An 18,293-nucleotide genomic window follows, 5' to 3' on the forward strand; every position below is an offset into this window, starting at 1 on the left:
AGAATTGAGTATTCATCAAGCGAATCTCCGGGTCGACAGCCTGGTGCTCTATAAGGGCCACCCGGCTCGGGTCCTGAGCTTGGGCGAGAAAATCGAGATCGGGCTCGACAAGGGCGAGGTCAAGCGGGTGCGTCTCAAGGATATCGACCTGCTACACCCCGGCCCTTTGCGCAACCTCAACGAACTCACCCAGGGGGAAGGCGCCTTCGCGGAGGCATGGGAGCTGCTGGAGGGCGGCACGACCCAGTTGCGGGAGTTGGCGGAACTGCTCCACGGAACCTTCACGCCGGCCTCCGCCTGGGCGGCCTGGCGGCTGGTGGCGGAGGGACTTTGGTTCACTGGTACCCCGGAGGAGATTCAGGCCCGGTCCCGCCAGCAGGTAGAGGCCGACCAGGCCCATCGCGGCGCCAAGGAGACCGCGGCCCGGGACTGGGCGGACTTTCTGGCGCGTCTGACGGCCCGCCAGCCCCTGCCCGAGGACGCCGAGCGCCTGGCGGAGGTGGCGCGTCTGGCCTGGGGCCGGTCCGAACACAGCCGTATCCTCAAGGCCCTGGGGCACGCGGAAACGCCCGAGAACGCCCATCGTGCCCTGATCCAGTTTGGTTTTTGGGCTCCGGAGCATAATCCCTATCCCGCTCGTCACGGCCTGCCCGAGGAAGACCCCCGCTTGCCGGTGGGTCAGCTCCCGGAAGAGGAACGCCTGGACCTCACCCATCTCCCGGCCTTTGCCATCGACGACGAGGGTAACCAGGACCCGGACGATGCCTTGAGCCTGGAGGACGACCGGCTTTGGGTCCATGTCGCCGACGTGGCCGCCCTGATTCCCCCCGACAGTGAGTTGGACCGCGAGGCCCGCGCCCGGGGCGGGAACCAGTATCTGCCGGAGCGCATGGTGAACATGCTGCCCCTCGCCATCACCCAGCGGTTGGGTCTCGGCCTTCAGGAGATATCGCCGGCCCTCTCCTTTGGTTTCGGCTGCGATGAGGCGGGCGAGATCAGCGACGTGACCATCCAGCGGACCTGGGTCAGGGTGGAGCGTCTGAGTTACGAAGTGGCCGAGGGCCGTCTCGAAGAACCGCCTTTCGCCGCCATGGGGGTACTGGTCGAGCGGTTCCGTCAGCGCCGGCAGGCCAATGACGCCGCCAGCATCGAACTGCCGGAGGTGAGCTTGCGGGTGCGCGACAGGGAGGTGGTCATCCGGCCCCTGCCGCGACTGCGTAGCCGGGCCCTGGTCATGGACGCCATGCTCATGGCCGGCGAGGCGGTGGCCGCTTTTTGTCGCGATCAGGGCATCCCCATCCCCTATGTCACCCAGCCGGCCCCGGACAAGGTGGAGCAGCCCACGGATTTGGCGGGCATGTACGCCTACCGTCGCCACTTTAAGCCCTCGCGCCTGGTGGGCGAACCGGCGCCTCATTTCGGCCTGGGCTTGCCCATCTATACCCGTGCCACTAGCCCCCTGAGGCGCTATTCCGATCTCCTGGTCCACCAGCAGCTTCGCGCCTGGCTGCGGGGCGAGGTCCTGATCGAGGCTCAGGCCGTGGCGGCGCGGGTGGGTGAGGCCGAGGCTGTGGCGGTGGCGATCCGCCGGAGCGAGCGGTTGTCCAATCAGCACTGGAAGTTGGTCTGGCTGCGTGATCATCCCGACTGGTGGGGCGAGGCCCTGGTGGTGGACCGGGACGAACGCAAGCATGTCCTCCTGATCCCGGACCTGGCTCTAGAGACCCGGGTGCGCCTCCAGGGTGATCCTGCTCTCAATAGCCCGCTGCGCGTCTCGCCCCGGGAGGTGGACCTGCCGGCACTGGATTGCCGCTTCCGGGTCCGGGAGTGAGGACGTGACTCCCGGTCTCGGCTTTGCCCCGTTCGGAAAATAGCCGACAATAGTCCCTATCGCCGCGTCCGCTTCCGGCACGGCTCACGAGGCCAGCTCATGATTAAGCTTCCCTTCAGCCGCAAGACCCAGGATGAACCCCTCGATCGCCCCAGCCTCGTCTTCGCCGCCTATGGCGCGGCGGAGCGGGAACGGCGCCGCGACACGGTCGATGGCCTGGACGAGAAGCGCTTTCAGGCCGCACTGGACCTGGCCCTAGAGCGGCTCCAGGCCCTGGAGTCGGCGGGGGAGAGGCATTCATGATCATTCTGCGCATCAAGGCCGAGTGTCTGCATCGCTACCGGCGCCTGCGCCTGACGGATCTGCCGGAGCGCGGCATCATTGCCCTCAGCGGTGACAATGAGAGTGGCAAAAGCGCCATCGGCGAGATCATTTGCTTCGCCCTCTTTGGCCGGACCTTCTCCCTCGCCGAGGACCGTATCGGCAAGCTGGTGCACTGGGGCGCGGGCGAGGGGGCGGTCACCCTGCGGTTTCGCGTCAAGGGCCGCAACTACGAGGTCAGTCGCCATCTCGCCCGGGATGGCGAGCAGTCAGCGCGCCTGATCCTGGTCGATGGCCCCGACGGGCCACTGGCACGGGCCACCGGGGTTACCGAGGCTGTCACCCGCCTGCTTGGCTATGGCTTCGACGATTTTGTCGAGACCTTCTATCTGGCGCAACGGGAGATTGGCTCGCCCCATCCCCGCAGCCCCGCCGTGCGCGCCATGGTGGGTGCAGCGCCCCTAGAGGAATGCGCCAGCGGCCTGGGCGAAGAGATTGGCCAGGCCGAGGCGGCCCAGGCATCCCTGCACAAGCAGCAAGGTGCCCTGAGGGATGAGTTGGGGCGGATTTCCCCCGAGTCGGGGCGGCTCCAGGCCCTGGAACTCAACCTTGTGGAGATCGCCGAGCGGGAGGAGCGTCTCGCCGAGCGTCTGCCCGCCCTCCAGACCGCCAGCGATGAATACAGCCAGGCCTACCGGGGCCTCGGATCCCACGGTGCGCGCCGTGCCCTGGCGGGCCTCTTCTCGAATATAGCTCTTCTGGCCGTCCTGGCGGTGGGGACGGTCTGGGGCCTGCTGCGCTTCCAGCCGGATACCTGGCCCATCCCGCTGCTGCTGACCTGGCTGGAGGGCTTGATCGCCGAGACCGGACTGACCCCGCACACGGTCGTGCTGACGGTCGAGGTGATCCTGGGTGGGCTGCTGCTGCTGTTCTGGCTCTGGCTGGCCTTGCTGGCCCTAGGGATGCGCCGCCGCCGGTCTCGGGCACGGCGTCTGGCCCAGGAGCTGGATCGGCTGGATGCGCTAGAACCCCTGCCGGCACGGTTGCTCAGTGCCTTGGGTCAGGGAGGGGCGGACGAGGCGACAGCGGTCTTCATCGACCGGCCAGATGTGGAGCGGCGTGCCCGCCTGCGCCAGCGCATCCTCCTGCTGGAGGCCACGGCCCAGGAGGTGGGTAGCGCCCTGGAACATGAGGCCGTGTGGATCAAGCGCGATCTCGCCCGGCTTGCCGCCTTGAGGGCCGCCGTGGAGGCGGTATTGGAGCGACTGCGGGCAGAGGGTCTGCGTCACCGCGACTTGACGCGGGAGTTGGCGGAAATCGGGAAGCGCATCGCCCTGGATAAAGACTGGCTCGCTACTCGGCGGCTCGCGAAGGAACTCCTGGAGGGGGCGGCACGCGACCTGTCCCGCCGCTTCAGCGAAGGGTTGCGCGACATGGTGAGCCATGCCCTACCGCAATTTACCGAGGGCCGCTACGAATTCCTTGAGGTGGACGAGGGGTTGCAAGTCCGGGTTTATTCGGGGGATAAGCGCAATCTACTGGACCTGGACGAGATCTCCAATGGTACTCAGCGCCAGATCATGCTGGCCCTGCGCCTTGGCCTATCCCAGGAATTGGTGGCGCGGCTGGTTCGCGACGACCAGTTCGTCTTTCTCGATGAACCCTTTGCCTTTTTCGATAGCCGCCGCATGCGCGGAGCCTTGAAAAATCTGTCGGAGCTGGGGGGTGACCTTACCCAGTACTGGATCGTCGCCCAGCGCTTTCCCCAGGATTCCCCCATCGGTCTGGAGATTGCCTGCGGTCAACACCCCGACACCTTGACGGTCGGTTTTCCCGAGACGCTTTGAGGGAAGATGGGGACTGCCGAAGGAACTCCGCTAAGGCGGAGGTTTATCCCGTCGCGGCTTGATTGTTAAACAGCGACGGGGGAGGGGATAACCTTATCAGGAACGCCAGGTACGCACCGGCCCCGTGTCCAGATGGACGAAGCTGCTGGAGTTGCCGTAGTAACCCACCCCGCCCCGGCTCAGAGAAATAGCGCCCTCGCGCAGACTGGCATTACCACAGCCTACGAAGCTGACATCCAGTGCCTGACCCGTGATATGGAGACTGTTGCGCGCGACCCGCTTGGAGGCCTGGCGAAGCATGGCGTTACTGCGGGGGGAGCGATAGGCGCTATAGACATCGATCTCGCATTCCTGGCTATTAACCCGGGTCTGCAAATCATAGATCAAGTCGAAAAGCTTGGGGTCCATGAAGGTGGTTTCATCGGTACGATGATCCCGCAGGAAGTGGTTGAGCTTGGCCAGGGCATCTCGCCGGTAGCTGTCGCCAACGCGGTAGGCTATGCGTAATTTTTCGTCGGTATGGACGTGGCGGAGGTTGAGGACGCGAGTATCTTCTCGGGCGTTAAACTTGGCGAAGGCGGGTGCCGTTGCGGCGGAAAGGGCTAGGCCGAGAAAATATCTCCGGTTCATGCAGTGACCCCCATCGTCGTCAGGTGAATGTGATGATGGGCGCGATTATAAGAATAAAACCCCGTCATGCAACAAAATTATGATTATTTTCCGAGGCATGGCATTCGTGTCATTCATTCGATTTGTCGCCTGCTTGCGACGAACGGATGATTGAAATTCCGATTCCCCAATAATGACCTCCGCGCCATGCAATCAGAAATATTCAACCAAGAGAGTAGGATGACAAAATGCCCAGGGGATAAATCCCGTGGGCGTCTTATTATTACCATCGGTTGCATTTACGCAACTTTTCGGGGAAAAGTACTTAATGCGCTCCCTGATTACCACCCTTTGTCTCCTAATTACTACCGCCCCGCAGGACGCAAGAGACAGCCCCAAAGGGCTGTCCGGGGCTGCCGGCTGGGCTTGGGAGTAGCTTTTGCGCTAGGGTAGGGTGTAGGATGAATGATTCGCCGATCCTCGACTGGATCGCAATCCCTTGTTTAATTTTGGGAAGTCACGAGGCGCCATGCGCGGACTCATTCTGCTCCTGCTGCTTTTGCCCCTGCCTGGTGGGGCGGACGTCTATAAATACGTCGATTCGGCCGGCAAGATCTATTTCACCGACTCTCCCCTTCAGGGTAAGGATCTGAAACTCGAGTGGAAGCGGGATGCGAACAAAATCGCCACGGAGAAGAATGCCAGGGTGGTGGCCATGGGCCAGAGCCGCACCTTGGTCGAGCCGTCCCCGGCCAAACTTTCCGCCCGGCGCGCCCGCTACGAGCGCACCATCGAACTGATCGCGGGTCAGGAAAGAGTTAATTCGGAGCTCCTGCATGCCGTGGTTCGCGCCGAGTCGGCCTACAACGCCAGCGCCGTCTCTCCCGCTGGCGCCACCGGTCTCATGCAGTTGATGCCGGCTACCGCCGCCCGCTACCAGGTACAGAATATCGAGGACCCCACCGAGAATCTGCGAGGCGGCGCCCGGTACTTACGCGAATTGCTCAACTTGTTCGGAAACGATCTGCAACTGGCCCTGGCGGCCTACAATGCAGGCGAGAACGCCGTGGCGCAATATGGCAATCGCATACCACCCTATCCCGAGACCCAACGCTATGTGCGGAAGGTCCTCCAGTTTCTGTGGGCCGAACGTACCTCGGCCAACAAGGGCTGAACGAGACCATCGCCGCGCGACTGGCACCGGGGCTCCAGCCGGCCCTTCGCCTTTAATCCTCGCCGATCACCCGCTCGTCCCTTGGGGTGGAGAGCAGTCTCTCCGCCTCCCCCATGCTCTTGGCGAAGATCATGCGATAGGCGGCGTCCCCGGAGAGGGGGTGATCCTGGCGCAGGGCGCGCACCATTTCCTTGGCCTCCTGGTAGGCCTGCTGGGTGGCGATATGGGACAGGGTCAGCGGTTTCTCGGTTTTCTGGTAAATGAAGTAGGGCATGACAAGGCGCTCTCAATGGGAGGTTAAGGGGTAGGATTTTAGCCCATGGAGGCCGCGACCGCTGGCCCGCCGCCGCGGCGGGATGGAGGCAGGGTGCCCTAATGCCGTATACGAGGCTTGGGGAAGCCTGGTCGCTGTGGTAACTTTCCCAGTGTCGCGCCCAGCCCGGAGCCGGTATCTGGCGGAGCGGCCAAGAATCCGGCGAAAAGCGCCATTGAGGTTTTCCAACAACAAGCTCACCGGCTGATCGGACAGGGGTCCGGAACGCGGCGCGGGGGCGATCAGGAGAGGCAGAAGATGATCAGACCAGTCGGTTCCGACGAGCTCAAACCCCTGTTCGTATATGACCCAGACCAGCACCATCGCCTGATGCGCGAGGCCGAGTCCTTGCCCTCGGTGGTTATCAGCTCCCAGGCGGCGGGCAACGCGGTCATGATGGGTGGCGGCTACTTCACCCCCCTCAAGGGCTTCATGAATGTCGCCGACGCCATGGGTACCTGCGAGAAGATGCGTCTGACCGATGGCTCCTTCTTCCCCGTGCCGGTGATGTGCCTGCTGGAAGACGTCGCGGCCATCCGTGGTGCCAGCCGTATCGCCCTGCGCGACCCTAACATGGATGGCCATCCGGTCCTGGCGGTCATGGAGGTGGAGACCATCGAGGAGGTTAGCGACGGACAGATGGCCTTCATGACCGAGAAGGTCTATCGCACTAGCGATAGCGAACACCCGGGCGTGGCCACCTTCAACAGCCAGGGCCGCTTCGCTGTCTCCGGCTCCATCCAGGTCCTGCACTTCTCCTATTTCCAGGATGACTTCCCGGATACCTTCCGCACCGCGGTGGAGATTCGCCACGAGATCGCCGAACGCGGTTGGCAGCGCGTCGTCGCCTTCCAGACCCGCAACCCCATGCATCTCGCTCACGAAGAGCTGTGCCACATGGCCATGGACCGGCTGAATTGCGACGGCCTGGTCATCCACATGCTGTTGGGCAAGCTCAAGCCGGGCGATATCCCGGCTCCCGTGCGCGATGCCTCCATCCGCAAGATGGTCGAGCTCTACTTCAAGTCGAACAGCGCTATGGTCACTGGCTACGGCTTCGATATGCTCTATGCGGGTCCCCGCGAGGCCGTGCTGCACGCCTACTTCCGCCAGAACATGGGCGCATCCCATTTCATCATCGGTCGCGATCATGCGGGCGTGGGTGATTACTACGGCGCCTTTGATGCCCAGACCATTTTCGATGAGGAGGTGCCCGAGGGCGCCCTCGATATCGAAATCTTCAAGGCTGATCACACCGCCTGGTCCAAGAAGCTGGGTCGGGTGGTCATGATGCGCGAGGCCCCGGATCACACCAAGGAGGATTTCGTACTCCTGTCCGGCACCAAGGTGCGTGAACTGCTTGGTAGTGGCGTTGCCCCGCCCAAGGAGTTTTCGCGTCCCGAGGTGGCCAAGATCCTCATGGATTATTATCAATCCTTGCAGTAATCCCCAAACCCTGGGCTCAGGCGGGGCTTTCCGGCCCCGCCTGAGCCGTGACGACTACCCCTATCATGGGGTGGGAAAGAGCTAACGTTCCGCCACTCTCTCCACGGGTTTAGTAACCATGGAAACCCGGGGACGCCAGAAGCTGGGAAAGTCAGGATTGACGTAGCCCGGCAGGGCGACCATCTCCAGTGGCGGTTCCAGGCGGGAGGTGTAATCCATGATGGCGGCTATGTCGCGGCTGCTGAAGCCCTGGATTTGCTTGACCATCTCCTGGTCCGCATTGCGGCGCTTGCCGTCACGGATCCATTCGAACTGGCGTAGCAAGTAGCGATAGTGTTGCCCCTGGAGCATGGGCATGTGCTTCTCGGGGATCCCCTGGCCACGGTCACCGTGGCATTCCGCGCAGTTTTCAGCATAGAGACGCTTGCCGAGCTTCAGGTCCGTGCCGGGGCCCATGCCGTTGTGCGGGTCCATGGGGAAATGCTCGATGTAGGCGCTGACATCGGCAATGTCCTGGATCGAGAGGGTTTTTGACATGGTAAAGGGCAGCATGGTCGGGTTGTCCCGATTGCGCGCCCGGATGTCGGCGAGTTGCTTGATGGTCACCGAGGCGTACTGGCCGGCGATCTGGGGATAGGCGCCGTCCACGCTGCCCCAGCCCTCCGGTTGATGGCAGACGGAGCAGATGAGATAGACCTTTCGGCCGTTTTCCAGATTGGGGTTGAGATGCAGGGCTTCATTCACCTCCTTGGCGGCGGTTTCCGGGTCATCCGCCAGGAGGGGGGAGCTGGCCGTCAGGCCAAGGGCGAGGGTGAGCGTAAGGACAAGACAGGGATTCATGGGTATTCCTCCTGGGTGGGTGCCGCCGGCCGTGCCATCGGTGATCCCCTTGCTCTCCCCTGATTGCTTAGGCCCTGGGAAGGCGAAAACGCTTGGGAAGGGGCAGAAGGGGGGTGGGTGGGCGTCTCCCCGCGATGCTAGGTCGGGGGAATTATTTCTATATTGTGACAATAACGCGAGTTTTAGGCTGACGCAAGGCCCCTTGAACGGAACCTCGGTCCGTGGGGAAGGGGAGGCTTATCCCCATCGACTGTGGATAAGTCTGTAGACAAGGGTTGGTGAATCTCCGGGAAGGCCCGTCGCTTAAGGGCTGGGGCGGTGTTGGCAACTTTCTGGCCAATTAACATTACATATTGATAAACAATAAGTTAAATAGTCCTAAAAAAGAGTTGCAAGGCTCTTGACATCCAGTGACTCGGATGGCTAGGCCCTGTGGGCAATTCCTCCTTTGCTGCCGGTTTTCAGGGTTCGCGGCTGCCGAGCAGGTCGCGGATCAGGGGTAAGGTCGGGCGGCGCTTATGGGCAAGACTGGCCTGATCGAGTTCGCCGAGCAGGGCGAGCAGGTAGCCGGGTTCACGGGGGCAGTGCTTGAGGAGGTAGGCGATGGCCTCCTCGCCGAGGGGCAGCCCACGCCCTTGTGCCCCTTGGCGCAGCAGCTCCGCGCAGCCCTTCTCGTCAAGGGGCTTGAGCCGGTAGGCGGGGCACCAGGCCAGGCGCGAGACCAGGTCCGGGAGCTGAACCCCCACTTCGGCGGTCGGCCTCCTGGCGGCGACCAGCAGGCCTCGCTCGGCCTGGCGTAGCCGGTTGTAGAGGTGGAAGAGGGCCTGTTCCCAGGCATGAATACCTGCTATGGCCTCCAGGGCGTCGAGGGCGATGCGGTCCAGGCTTTCCAGTTCATCCAGGATGGCGGGGTCTAGCCCCGGATGGTCCAGGGGCAGGTAGGCCGAGGCTAGTCCGGCCTCCCGCGCGGCTTGGCAGGCGGCCTGGAGCAGGTGGGTCTTGCCGGTGCCAGGAGGACCAAAGAGGTAGAGGAAGCGCTCGCCCTCCGCCCCCGGGGTTGCCTGAGCCCAGGCAAGGATGGCCGCTACCACCTCGGCGTTAGGCCCGGGCAGATACTCGGAGAAATCCAGCTCGGGTCGCTTGTCGAGGGCCAGGGGCAACTGTGCACCCAGCCCACCGCCCCTTGGCCCCTCCTGCTGCGCCCCTTCGGGTCCCATCTGCTTCGTCCGCTCAGTGGCTGGCGCGCCCCCTTACCAGGGCAAGGGCCACGCCGGCCAGGCGCCGGCCCAGGGCCTGGCAGAGGCGTTTTTCCTCCTCGGTCAGGGGTTGGTTGCTCTCGCCACCGGCTAGGTGGCTGGGCCCGTAGGGAGTGCCGCCGCTGGTGGTGCGCAGCAGGTCCGTCTCGCTGTAGGGCAGACCCAGGATTAGCATACCGTGGTGCAACAGCGGGAGCATCATGGTCAGGAGGGTGGTCTCCTGGCCACCATGCAGGCTGGAGGTGGAGGTGAAGACCGCGGCGGGCTTGCCGATGAGGGCGCCGGCCATCCACAGCGAGCTGGTGCCGTCGAGAAAGTATTTCACCGGCGCAGCCATGTTGCCGAAGCGGGTCGGGCTGCCCAGGGCGAGGCCGAGGCAATGCCGCAGGTCGTCCGATGTGGCGTAGGGCGCCCCGGTGGGAGGGACGCTGTCCTCGGTGGCCTCGCAGACCGCGGAAACCGCCGGGACCGTGCGCAATCTGGCCTCAATGCCCGATATCTCCTCGACCCCCCGGGCGATGAGGCGCGCCAACTCCGCCGTGGCGCCGTGACGACTGTAGTAGAGAATCAGGATGTAGGGCATGGGGGGACTTCTCGGGTTAGGATGGGGCCGAGGTCGGCGAGGCCTTCCGGGGCCGGGTGAGGGCATTCTAAGGGGCGCAGGCCCCGCGGCCCAAGCGTCCTGGCCTGTTCAATCCCAGGATGAGAGGGTCCGGTTGAGAGGATCCCCTTGCCCTCCTGGCTGCTTGCCAGGACAATCCACCCCGTCCAGGCGCGGTGCGCGAGCATCCTGTTCAACATTTGGGGAGCGGACCATGATCCAGCAAGAGGGGAAGACCGCTCCAATCGGGCTGCGCTGCCTGGTGGCGGGTCGGGTGCAGGGGGTCTTTTTTCGCGCCTCGACGCGCGAGCAGGCCCTGCGCCTGGGACTCACCGGTTACGCCCGCAATCTTCCCGATGGCCGCGTCGAGGTTCTGGCCTGCGGTCCGGCCCCGGCCCTGGACCAACTCCGTGACTGGCTGCGCGTGGGCCCGCCCCAGGCCCAGGTCACCGCCGTCACCAGCGAATTCGTGCCCTGCCAGTCCCTGAGCGGTTTCTCGACCCGCTGAGCCCTGGCCTCCCCGGCGATCCCGACCCCCGTGCGACTGCCACCCCTGGTTGATGGGTGCATCCTGCGCCGTTACCAGCGGTTCCTTGCCGACGTGGCGTTGGCGGACGGCACCCTGGTCACCGCCCATGTCCCCAACACGGGTCGCATGACCGGCTGTTGGGCGCCGGGTGCACCGGTGCAACTCAGTCACAGCGATGATCCGCGGCGGCGTCTGGCCTGGACCCTGGAGCGGGTCGATATGGGCCAGGGGTGGATCGGCGTCCATACCGGGCGCCCCAACGCCGTCCTCGCCGAGGGCATTGCCGCTGGCCTCGTCCCGGCCCTGGCCGGTTACTCGCGGATACGCCGGGAACTGACCTATGCCCCCGCCGGGCGGGAGTCGGGTCGACTGGATATCGCCCTCTTCGCGGGCACGACACTCGCCGTCTTGGTGGAGATCAAGAACGTGACCCTGCTTGCCGGGAAGCGGGTACTGTTTCCGGACGCCGTCAGCGAACGCGGGCTCAAGCACCTGATGTTGCTCCAGACCGCCGTGGGCGAGGGTTACCGGGCCGTCATCCTCTTCGCCATCAACCGGCCCGAGGGCCAGCGCTTTGCCCCCGCCAGGTCCGTGGATCCCCGCTATGCCGATCAGTTGCGCCAGGTCGTGGCGGCGGGTGTCGAGCCCCTGGCTATCCGGTTGCGCCACACGGCGGAGGGTATCGAGGTGGGTGAGAGCCTGCCGGTGGATCTCGATTGATGGGCCTCAATAGCCCGCGCCGCTAAGATCGAGGGGGTCCGGATAGTCCGCGATACGCTCGATGCCCGTGTAGATCCCGCCATCCGGGTGGAGTTCAAGCCAGCGGAAGCCCGGCGTGGCCGCATCCAGGGCAAAGTCCTGGCTCCCGGGCAGGAACTGGATGCAGGTGGAAGGTGCCCCGAGCAGGGCCACCCCGTTACGTTCGGCGCTGAAGGCTTGGTGGATATGGCCGAATACCAGGCCCCGGACCTGGGGCTGGTGGTCGAGAATGGCGAAGAGGTCTTCGGCATTGTTCAGGCCGATCTCATCCAGCCAGGGACTGCCCACCGGCACCGGCTGATGGTGCAGGGCCAGCAGGGTCGGCGCCTGGGGTCTGGCGGCCAGGGCCGAGGCCAGCCGGCGCAGCGAGTCCGCGGTCAGATGACCCCCCTCCTTACCCTCCAGGGTCGAGTCCAGCATAATCAGAAGCCAGGGGCCGCAATCGATTCGGCGAGAAAGATCGATAGGGCCAGCGCCCAGGCTCCGCGCCATCTCCGCGGGGTCATCGTGATTGCCTGGCAGGGCGTGGCAGGGCAGTCCCAGCCGCCCGCAGCGGTCCGCCAGATAACGGTAGGCGGCCGGGCTGGCATCCTGGGTCAGGTCACCGGTCAGCAGCACCCGATCGGGGGCGCCAAATTTGGCACCAGCTAAATTTAGCACCCCTTCCAGGGTGAGGCGGGTTCTCTGGCCGAGCAGATCCCCCTCCGGGTCCGCGAAGAGGTGCGGGTCCGAGATTTGTAGCAGGCGCTGAGTGACGTGGCGAGACATGGGCGCTCCTTCGAAACGGGGGGTGGGTTAGGGATCAACCGCTATTCTGTGCGCAGGTCGGGTTCTGGGCGAGACCGCTAAGGGCCGCCTGAAACCGGGGCCCTGCGGGATGGACCGGCCGGACTCCGGCAGTGATTGGCTCAGGCTATCTTGACTATTGATAGAAACTATTGCTACCAACGCCTGTCGGGGCTATCTTGCCTTCATCCGGGCGAATCACTCGCCCATCATCCCCACCATTGGAGACAAGTATGGAACTCAAGGGCAGCAAGACCGAAGGTTGCTTGAAAGAGGCCTTCGCGGGCGAATCCCAGGCTAACCGCCGTTACCTCTACTTCGCCGCCAAGGCGGATGTCGAGGGCTACAACGACGTCGCGGCCGTTTTCCGCTCCACCGCCGAGGGCGAGACGGGTCACGCCCATGGTCACCTGGAATACCTGGAGGCCTCCGGCGATCCCGCCACTGGCCTGCCGATCGGTGGCACTAGCAATAACCTCAAGGCCTCCATCGCCGGCGAGACCCATGAGTACACCGACATGTACCCCGGCATGGCCAAGACTGCGCGTGAGGAAGGCTTTGACGAGATTGGCGACTGGTTCGAGACCTTGGCGAAGGCGGAGCGTTCCCACGCCAACCGCTTCAAGAAGGCCTTGGACACTCTCGACGCCTAAGCGCTAGTCAGTCCCTACGACATGTTAAGGGGCGCTTCGGCGCCCTTTAAAGTTTTTGTTCCAGCTCCGGCGCCTAAGGCTTCGCCGGCGGCCAACTCTACTGATGATCCTCGACGCCCAAGGCCTTTAGCGTCTTTTGGACTATGCCCGCATCCCCTTGCCAGTCCGGCACCTCCACGATCACCTCCTCGGGCTCTCGCCCCGCCGCCCGCGCGGGATTGGGCGTGAGGAAGCCATCAACCCGCGTCATGACGTCGCCCTCGAAGTGGACGACCAGCGGCTTTTTCTCCATCTCCTGGTGGGCCTGGCGGATGGTATAGGTGTAGTACCAGCGGTCACCGTGGAAGATGTCCACGAGCATGGGTGTGCCCAGCAGATAGCGCACCTGGTTGCGGGTCATGCCGGGTTCGAGCCGATCGACCATATCCTCGGTGATGATATTGCCCTGCTGGATGGTCATCTGATAGACGAAGGGCAGCCGATTAAGCGGCGATTCGCGGTATTGGGGCGCGCCGTCCGGATTTTTGGCGCAACCGCCCAGCACCAGGCCCGCGCCCAAGGTCAGTAAAATGGGAAGCTTTTGCATCTAAATGGTCTTTACCCAGGCGGACGCCGATTTAAGGGGGAAATGATAACCCAGCCTATGGAGCCGATGGGAAGTAATCCGCGTATCACCGGTGCCCGGGCTGGGAAAACCATCGGATCAAGCCGGCCGGGCCCGCGGTCGGTAGGTATTCAGGCCGCCGCCCGCTCGATCATCTCCCGGGCGTGAGCCAGGGTCTTCTCCGTGATGGTGGCACCCCCGAGCATGCGCGCTATCTCGTCCACCCGCGCCTCGGGCCCCAGGTGGGCGATGTGGGTGTAGGTCTGGCCGTCCCGATTCTCCTTACGCACCAACAGATGATGATGGGCCTGGGCCGCGACCTGGGGTAGGTGGGTCACGCACAGCACCTGCCGTTTGGTGCCCAGGGCGCGCAGGAGACGGCCGACGATTTCGGCCACGGCCCCGCCGATGCCCACATCCACCTCGTCGAAGACCAGGGTGGGGATGGCGGCACACTCGGCGGTGGCGACCTGGATGCACAGGCTGATGCGCGACAGCTCGCCGCCGGAGGCGACCTTGGCCAGGGGCTGCAGGGGCTGGCCGGGATTGGCGCTGACCAGGAACTCGACCCGATCCAGGCCCTGTATGCCGGCGGCAGCCGCCTCGCCGCGCAGGGTGCTGGCCTCGAAGCGGCCGCCCTTCATGCCCAACTCCGCCATGGAGGCGGTGACGGTCGCCGAGAGCCGGGCCGCGGCCTGGGTCCGCCGCGCGCTGAGGGTCATGGCCTGGTCCAGGAAGCGGTCCCAGGCGGCATCCCGCTCCTGGGCCAGGGCATCGACCGATACCTCATCACCCTCCAGGGCCGCCAGTTCAGCGCGCAGACGCTCCAGGGTCTCCGGGATCTGGCGGGGCTGGATGCGGAATTTGCGCGCCAGGTCATGAATCAGGGCGAGCTGGGTCTCGACCTGCTCCAGCAGTGCCGGGTCCAGTTCCAGCCCATCCAGGTATTGCCGCAGGCCCGAGGCGGCCTCCTCTACCTGGATGGCGGCCCCGGCGACCAGGTCGCGGATTTCCCCCAGGCGTTCGTCGCAACTCAGCAGCCCCCCGAGATCGCTCTCGGCCCGGCCGAGCTGGTCGCAAATGGCGGCCTCGCCGTCATACAGGCTGTTCAGTAGCCGCCCCGCGGTGCCCTGGAGCAGACCCAGATTGGCCAGGCGTCGTTGTTCCCGGTCCAGTTCGTCGATGTCCTCGGCGCTCAGCCCCAGGACCTCGAGTTCTCCCACCTGGAAACGCAGCAGGTCGAGGCGCGCTGCCCGCTCCGCCCCCTGGGTCTCGATGTTGCGCAACCGCTCGTCGAGGGCGCGGAAGTCGCGGAAGAGCCCCGCCACCTCACGCGCCAGACCCAGATGACCGGCATAGCCGTCCAGCAGCTCCCGTTGGGCCGCCGGGCGCAGCAGGGATTGGTGAGCGTGCTGGCCATGGATATCGACCAGGCGCTCGCCCAGGGCCTGCAGCTGACCACTGCTGGCGAGGCGGCCGTTGATGTAGGCCCGGGAACGCCCGGAGGGGGGCAGGACGCGACGGATGGCGCAGTCGCCCCCATCGGCCAGGTCCTGCTCCTCCAGCCAGGCACGCGCGTGCGCGACGTCGTCCAGGTCGAAGCCGGCCGCCACCTCGGCGCGTTCGCCGCCGTTACGGATCAAGCCGGCGTCCGCCTTGTCGCCGAGGGCCAGCCCCAGGGCGTCGATCAGGATAGACTTGCCAGCCCCGGTCTCGCCGGTCAGGGCCGTCATGCCGGCCCCCAGTTCGAGTTCCAGTTGACTGACGACGGCCAGATCCTGGATGAGGAGATGGCTCAACATTGGGCTTACTCCAAGGAAGGTCCGGCTGGATGACCGCCCCAGCCGAGTTTGGCGCGGAGGATTCCGAAGTGGTCGTGACCCTTGGGGTGCAGCAGGCGGATCGGGTGCGGTCCGCGCTCGATGAGGACGCGGGACTCGGCGGTCAGGAAGACGTCGGTCTGACCATCGCAGGTCACGATGATATGGCCCTGATCGGCGCGACTGGGGGCCCGGATGGCGATCCGGCTGGACCCCGCCACCACCAGCGGCCGGTTGCTCAGGGTGTGGGGGCAGATGGGCACCAGGGCGATGGCGTCCAGGGCCGGGTGGATTAGGGGGCCGCCACCGGACAGGGCATAGGCGGTGGAGCCTGTGGGGGTCGAGACGATGATGCCATCCCCGCGCTGAAGATTGACAAAGACGCCGTCGATGCGGGTCTCCAGTTCGATCATGCGCGCCGTGTTCCACTTGTGGATCACCACGTCGTTGAGCGCCAGGACGGGCGGCTTCTCGTTCACCCGTGCCGAAAGCAGCGAGCGTTCCTCCGCATCGAAATCCCCAGCGAGGATGGCGTCCAGGCAGGTTTCGATGGCGTCCGAGGACATCCGCAAGAAAGCCCAGCCGGCCCAGGTTGATACCCAGCAGGGGCACCCCCGAGCTAGCCAGGGCGCGAGCGGCACCCAGGAGGGTACCGTCCCCGCCCACCGTGATGACCAGGTCGCAATGCTGGCCCATCTCCGTGGCAGTCAGTACCCCAGGTTTCCCCACGCTGGCAAGGGCGGCGGCCAAGGGGTCGAAGCAGACTTGCGGCCCGCGCTGGCGCAGGTAGCGGGCCAGGCGCGCGACCACGAGCCGGGTTTCGGGGGTCTCGCCCTGCTTGGCAATGACGCCGATGGTGGGGAACGGGGGCTGGGAGGACATGATGCGCGCGATCATCGCCGAAAGGGACCTTGGCGTAAACCTTGACAGCCCGATTGGCAATCCCTAAATTGCTATCCTTAGCACTCGCCCACAGGGAGTGCTAATAGGGTCGGAGGTTGCGCAGTCGCGCGTAGTCGGGTTTCCGAGGGGCGCAAGTTGACGGCAAAGAGTGACAATCCGGTCAGCGATCGGGCCTTGCATTTTCTCAAGGTCCTGGTGGAACGCTATATCCGGGATGGACAGCCCGTGGGTTCCCGTACCCTGGCGAAGGACACCGGGCTGGAGCTGAGTCCGGCCACGGTGCGCAATGTCATGTCCGACCTGGAGGATCTGGGCCTGGTGTCTTCCCTCCACACCTCCTCGGGCCGGGTGCCGACGGTCTCGGGCTACCGCCTCTTCCTCGACACCCTGCTGACGGTGCGGCCCCCGGCGGAGACCGAGGTGGACGAGATGCGCCGGCGCTTTACCGCCCTGGACGACTCCCCGGCCCTGATCACGACGGCCTCCCAGGTCCTCTCGGGCGTGACCCGCCTCGCCGGGGTGGTGATGCTGCCCCGTCGCGAGCGCAACGCCTTCCGCCAGATCGAGTTTCTGCCCCTGTCCGGCGACCGGGTGCTGGCCATCCTGATCACGGAAGAGGGCGAGGTGCATAACCGCGTCATTCACACCGATGAACGCTATTCGCCCTCTCAGTTGGAACAGGCGGCCAACTACCTCAATAGCCTGTTCACGGGCCGCGACTTGCGGGAGGTGCGTCATCGGTTACTGGACGAGATGCGCCACACCCATGACCATATGGATCGCCTGATGCGCCAGGCGGTGGAACTGGCGCGGCAGGTGGTAGAAGTGGCCGAGGACAAGGATAAAGACGACCTCTGCGTGGCGGGACAAACCAATTTAATGGAATTTTCCGAGCTCGCGAGCATGGACCGGCTCAAACAGTTGTTCGAGGCCTTCGCCGAGAAGCGTCAGATCCTGCACCTGCTCGATCGCTGTCTCGCGGCCGAGGGCGTCCAGATTTTCGTCGGCGAGGAGTCCGGCTACGAGTTGCTGGGGGGCTGCAGCCTGGTGAGCGCGCCCTACCAGATCGACGGCAAGGTGATCGGGGTGCTCGGCGTTATTGGCCCGGCGCGCATGAATTACTCCCGCGTCATCCCCATAGTGGATGTCACGGCGCGCCTGCTGGGCGCGGCTCTCAAGCACGGTTAACTTTGAATTGACGGATTCCCGGGGCTAAGCACCCCAAAACCCAATCGGGAGGTGACAATGGCAGTGGAAGAGGAAAAGGTTCAACCTGGCGAGGTGGCCGAGACCCCGGCCGAGCCTGTTGTCGAGGCCGATGCCGAGGCCCAGGGGGAGCCGAATCCTTTCGAGGGGGCCACCCAGGCCGCCAGTTCGGCGCCCGCCCCAGCGGCGGGAACGGGCGGAGATCTGACCAGCCTGCTGGAGGATGCCCGTTCCAGGGCGGACGATCATTGGGATCAACTCCTGCGTTCCCGCGCCGAGATGGAGAATTTGCGACGGCGCCATGCCAGCGAGCTGGAAAAGGCTCACAAGTATGCCCTCGACAGCTTCGTCAAGGATCTGGTCGGGGTGCGCGACAGTCTGGAGCTGGCCTTGGAGGCCGCGCGTTTGGAGACGGCGGACCTGGCCAAATTGCGGGAGGGCACGGACCTCACCCTCAAGCAGCTGGCGGATGTCATGACCCGCTTTGGCGTCGAGCGTCTCGACCCCACGGGCGAGCCCTTCAATCCGGAGTATCACCAGGCCATCACCATCCAGCCCCGGCCCGACCTGGCGCCCAACAGCGTGGCGACCGTGATCCAGAAGGGCTATGTGCTCAATGGCCGCCTGGTGCGTCCCGCCATGGTCATTGTATCGAGCGCGGCATGAGCGAGGTCTTGGGCCACCCGGTAACCGGGGTTCGCTAAAACAGCTTTCTATCTTGAAACTTTCGGGGTCTCGACCCCACCTGACGCGGCAATAGGCGCGCGCGGCGCGCCAGCCTCATATTCCGGAGAA

Annotated in this window: 18 protein-coding genes and 1 pseudogene; 10 read left to right on the forward strand and 9 right to left on the reverse strand. The window is 64.7% G+C overall.

Going from position 1 to position 18,293, the window contains the following annotated elements; all coding sequences use genetic code 11:
* Positions 1-4: 4 nt before the first annotated feature.
* The 3 genes from IPN92_14510 to IPN92_14520 all read left to right on the forward strand — a co-directional run bounded on the left by IPN92_14510 (position 5) and on the right by IPN92_14520 (position 3,999).
* A complete protein-coding gene (locus IPN92_14510; protein MBK8639416.1) occupies positions 5-1,831 on the forward strand; it encodes an RNB domain-containing ribonuclease in 1,827 nt (608 codons plus the stop codon).
* 99 nt (positions 1,832-1,930) lie between these two features.
* Complete coding sequence (locus IPN92_14515; protein MBK8639417.1) at positions 1,931-2,134, forward strand: hypothetical protein; 204 nt, start codon at positions 1,931-1,933, stop codon at positions 2,132-2,134.
* A complete protein-coding gene (locus IPN92_14520; GenBank protein MBK8639418.1) occupies positions 2,131-3,999 on the forward strand; it encodes an AAA family ATPase in 1,869 nt (622 codons plus the stop codon). The genes IPN92_14515 and IPN92_14520 overlap by 4 nt, the downstream gene beginning before the upstream one ends.
* Positions 4,000-4,095: 96 nt before the next feature.
* On the opposite strand, the gene IPN92_14525 is transcribed toward IPN92_14520, so the two are convergent.
* Positions 4,096-4,629, reverse strand: coding sequence for a DUF882 domain-containing protein (locus tag IPN92_14525; GenBank protein ID MBK8639419.1), 534 nt, complete (start codon positions 4,627-4,629; stop codon positions 4,096-4,098).
* A gap of 508 nt (positions 4,630-5,137) precedes the next feature.
* On the opposite strand from IPN92_14525, the gene IPN92_14530 reads away from it, so the two are divergent.
* Positions 5,138-5,782: a lytic transglycosylase domain-containing protein gene (locus tag IPN92_14530; GenBank protein ID MBK8639420.1), complete on the forward strand. Its 645-nt coding sequence runs from the start codon at positions 5,138-5,140 to the stop codon at positions 5,780-5,782.
* Positions 5,783-5,834: 52 nt separating this feature from the next.
* Here IPN92_14530 and IPN92_14535 read toward each other — a convergent pair whose 3' ends face one another.
* Positions 5,835-6,056: a hypothetical protein gene (locus IPN92_14535; protein ID MBK8639421.1), complete on the reverse strand. Its 222-nt coding sequence runs from the start codon at positions 6,054-6,056 to the stop codon at positions 5,835-5,837.
* A 297-nt stretch (positions 6,057-6,353) separates the two neighbouring features.
* Between IPN92_14535 and sat the strand changes: the two genes are divergently transcribed.
* Positions 6,354-7,541 (forward strand): sulfate adenylyltransferase, encoded by a 1,188-nt coding sequence (sat, locus tag IPN92_14540; protein MBK8639422.1) that lies wholly within the window; start codon positions 6,354-6,356, stop codon positions 7,539-7,541.
* An 81-nt stretch (positions 7,542-7,622) separates the two neighbouring features.
* On the opposite strand, the gene IPN92_14545 is transcribed toward sat, so the two are convergent.
* The 3 genes from IPN92_14545 to wrbA form a co-directional block, all read right to left on the reverse strand.
* Positions 7,623-8,381, reverse strand: a complete 759-nt coding sequence (locus IPN92_14545) for a c-type cytochrome (protein ID MBK8639423.1) — start codon at positions 8,379-8,381, stop codon at positions 7,623-7,625.
* A gap of 461 nt (positions 8,382-8,842) precedes the next feature.
* On the reverse strand, positions 8,843-9,598 hold the full coding sequence (gene hda / locus IPN92_14550; protein ID MBK8639424.1) for a DnaA regulatory inactivator Hda: 756 nt from the start codon (positions 9,596-9,598) through the stop codon (positions 8,843-8,845).
* Between the two features lie 13 nt (positions 9,599-9,611).
* Positions 9,612-10,220, reverse strand: coding sequence for an NAD(P)H:quinone oxidoreductase (wrbA, locus tag IPN92_14555; GenBank protein ID MBK8639425.1), 609 nt, complete (start codon positions 10,218-10,220; stop codon positions 9,612-9,614).
* Between the two features lie 232 nt (positions 10,221-10,452).
* Here wrbA and IPN92_14560 point away from each other — a divergent pair, with 232 nt between their 5' ends.
* Both IPN92_14560 and sfsA read left to right on the forward strand, forming a co-directional pair.
* Complete coding sequence (locus IPN92_14560) at positions 10,453-10,746, forward strand: acylphosphatase (protein MBK8639426.1); 294 nt, start codon at positions 10,453-10,455, stop codon at positions 10,744-10,746.
* 30 nt (positions 10,747-10,776) lie between these two features.
* The gene (gene sfsA, locus IPN92_14565; GenBank protein MBK8639427.1) at positions 10,777-11,487 is read left to right on the forward strand and encodes a DNA/RNA nuclease SfsA; all 711 of its coding nucleotides are present in this window, start codon (positions 10,777-10,779) and stop codon (positions 11,485-11,487) included.
* Between the two features lie 6 nt (positions 11,488-11,493).
* Here the strand turns inward: sfsA and cpdA are convergent, their stop codons facing one another.
* Positions 11,494-12,294: a 3',5'-cyclic-AMP phosphodiesterase gene (gene cpdA, locus IPN92_14570; GenBank protein ID MBK8639428.1), complete on the reverse strand. Its 801-nt coding sequence runs from the start codon at positions 12,292-12,294 to the stop codon at positions 11,494-11,496.
* A 251-nt stretch (positions 12,295-12,545) separates the two neighbouring features.
* Between cpdA and IPN92_14575 the strand changes: the two genes are divergently transcribed.
* The gene (locus IPN92_14575) at positions 12,546-12,965 is read left to right on the forward strand and encodes a rubrerythrin (protein ID MBK8639429.1); all 420 of its coding nucleotides are present in this window, start codon (positions 12,546-12,548) and stop codon (positions 12,963-12,965) included.
* A 97-nt stretch (positions 12,966-13,062) separates the two neighbouring features.
* Here the strand turns inward: IPN92_14575 and IPN92_14580 are convergent, their stop codons facing one another.
* From IPN92_14580 to IPN92_14590, 3 genes and pseudogenes are all read right to left on the reverse strand, one after another.
* Positions 13,063-13,551, reverse strand: coding sequence for an outer membrane protein assembly factor BamE (locus IPN92_14580; GenBank protein ID MBK8639430.1), 489 nt, complete (start codon positions 13,549-13,551; stop codon positions 13,063-13,065).
* 149 nt (positions 13,552-13,700) lie between these two features.
* Entirely contained in the window at positions 13,701-15,371 is a 1,671-nt protein-coding gene (gene recN, locus IPN92_14585) for a DNA repair protein RecN (protein MBK8639431.1), read from the reverse strand.
* A gap of 5 nt (positions 15,372-15,376) precedes the next feature.
* Positions 15,377-16,271 (reverse strand): annotated as a pseudogene (locus IPN92_14590) (NAD(+) kinase).
* Positions 16,272-16,427: 156 nt separating this feature from the next.
* Here IPN92_14590 and hrcA point away from each other — a divergent pair.
* Positions 16,428-17,480, forward strand: coding sequence for a heat-inducible transcriptional repressor HrcA (gene hrcA / locus IPN92_14595; GenBank protein ID MBK8639432.1), 1,053 nt, complete (start codon positions 16,428-16,430; stop codon positions 17,478-17,480).
* A 57-nt stretch (positions 17,481-17,537) separates the two neighbouring features.
* Positions 17,538-18,164: a nucleotide exchange factor GrpE gene (gene grpE / locus IPN92_14600; protein MBK8639433.1), complete on the forward strand. Its 627-nt coding sequence runs from the start codon at positions 17,538-17,540 to the stop codon at positions 18,162-18,164.
* Positions 18,165-18,293 lie beyond the last annotated feature (129 nt).

This window comes from Chromatiaceae bacterium (assembly GCA_016714645.1).
GTDB lineage: Bacteria > Pseudomonadota > Gammaproteobacteria > Chromatiales > Chromatiaceae > M0108.

What these genes read in the sequence shown, in the direction of transcription:
- IPN92_14515 (MBK8639417.1), top strand. Translation starts at nt 1,931, where the DNA reads ATGATTAAGCTTCCCTTCAGCCGCAAGACCCAGGATGAACCCCTCGAT.
- IPN92_14520 (MBK8639418.1), top strand. Translation starts at nt 2,131, where the DNA reads ATGATCATTCTGCGCATCAAGGCCGAGTGTCTGCATCGCTACCGGCGC.
- IPN92_14525 (MBK8639419.1), bottom strand. Translation starts at nt 4,629, where the DNA reads ATGAACCGGAGATATTTTCTCGGCCTAGCCCTTTCCGCCGCAACGGCA.
- IPN92_14530 (MBK8639420.1), top strand. Translation starts at nt 5,138, where the DNA reads ATGCGCGGACTCATTCTGCTCCTGCTGCTTTTGCCCCTGCCTGGTGGG.
- IPN92_14535 (MBK8639421.1), bottom strand. Translation starts at nt 6,056, where the DNA reads ATGCCCTACTTCATTTACCAGAAAACCGAGAAACCGCTGACCCTGTCC.
- sat (MBK8639422.1), top strand. Translation starts at nt 6,354, where the DNA reads ATGATCAGACCAGTCGGTTCCGACGAGCTCAAACCCCTGTTCGTATAT.
- IPN92_14545 (MBK8639423.1), bottom strand. Translation starts at nt 8,381, where the DNA reads ATGAATCCCTGTCTTGTCCTTACGCTCACCCTCGCCCTTGGCCTGACG.
- hda (MBK8639424.1), bottom strand. Translation starts at nt 9,598, where the DNA reads ATGGGACCCGAAGGGGCGCAGCAGGAGGGGCCAAGGGGCGGTGGGCTG.
- wrbA (MBK8639425.1), bottom strand. Translation starts at nt 10,220, where the DNA reads ATGCCCTACATCCTGATTCTCTACTACAGTCGTCACGGCGCCACGGCG.
- IPN92_14560 (MBK8639426.1), top strand. Translation starts at nt 10,453, where the DNA reads ATGATCCAGCAAGAGGGGAAGACCGCTCCAATCGGGCTGCGCTGCCTG.
- cpdA (MBK8639428.1), bottom strand. Translation starts at nt 12,294, where the DNA reads ATGTCTCGCCACGTCACTCAGCGCCTGCTACAAATCTCGGACCCGCAC.
- IPN92_14575 (MBK8639429.1), top strand. Translation starts at nt 12,546, where the DNA reads ATGGAACTCAAGGGCAGCAAGACCGAAGGTTGCTTGAAAGAGGCCTTC.
- IPN92_14580 (MBK8639430.1), bottom strand. Translation starts at nt 13,551, where the DNA reads ATGCAAAAGCTTCCCATTTTACTGACCTTGGGCGCGGGCCTGGTGCTG.
- recN (MBK8639431.1), bottom strand. Translation starts at nt 15,371, where the DNA reads ATGTTGAGCCATCTCCTCATCCAGGATCTGGCCGTCGTCAGTCAACTG.
- grpE (MBK8639433.1), top strand. Translation starts at nt 17,538, where the DNA reads ATGGCAGTGGAAGAGGAAAAGGTTCAACCTGGCGAGGTGGCCGAGACC.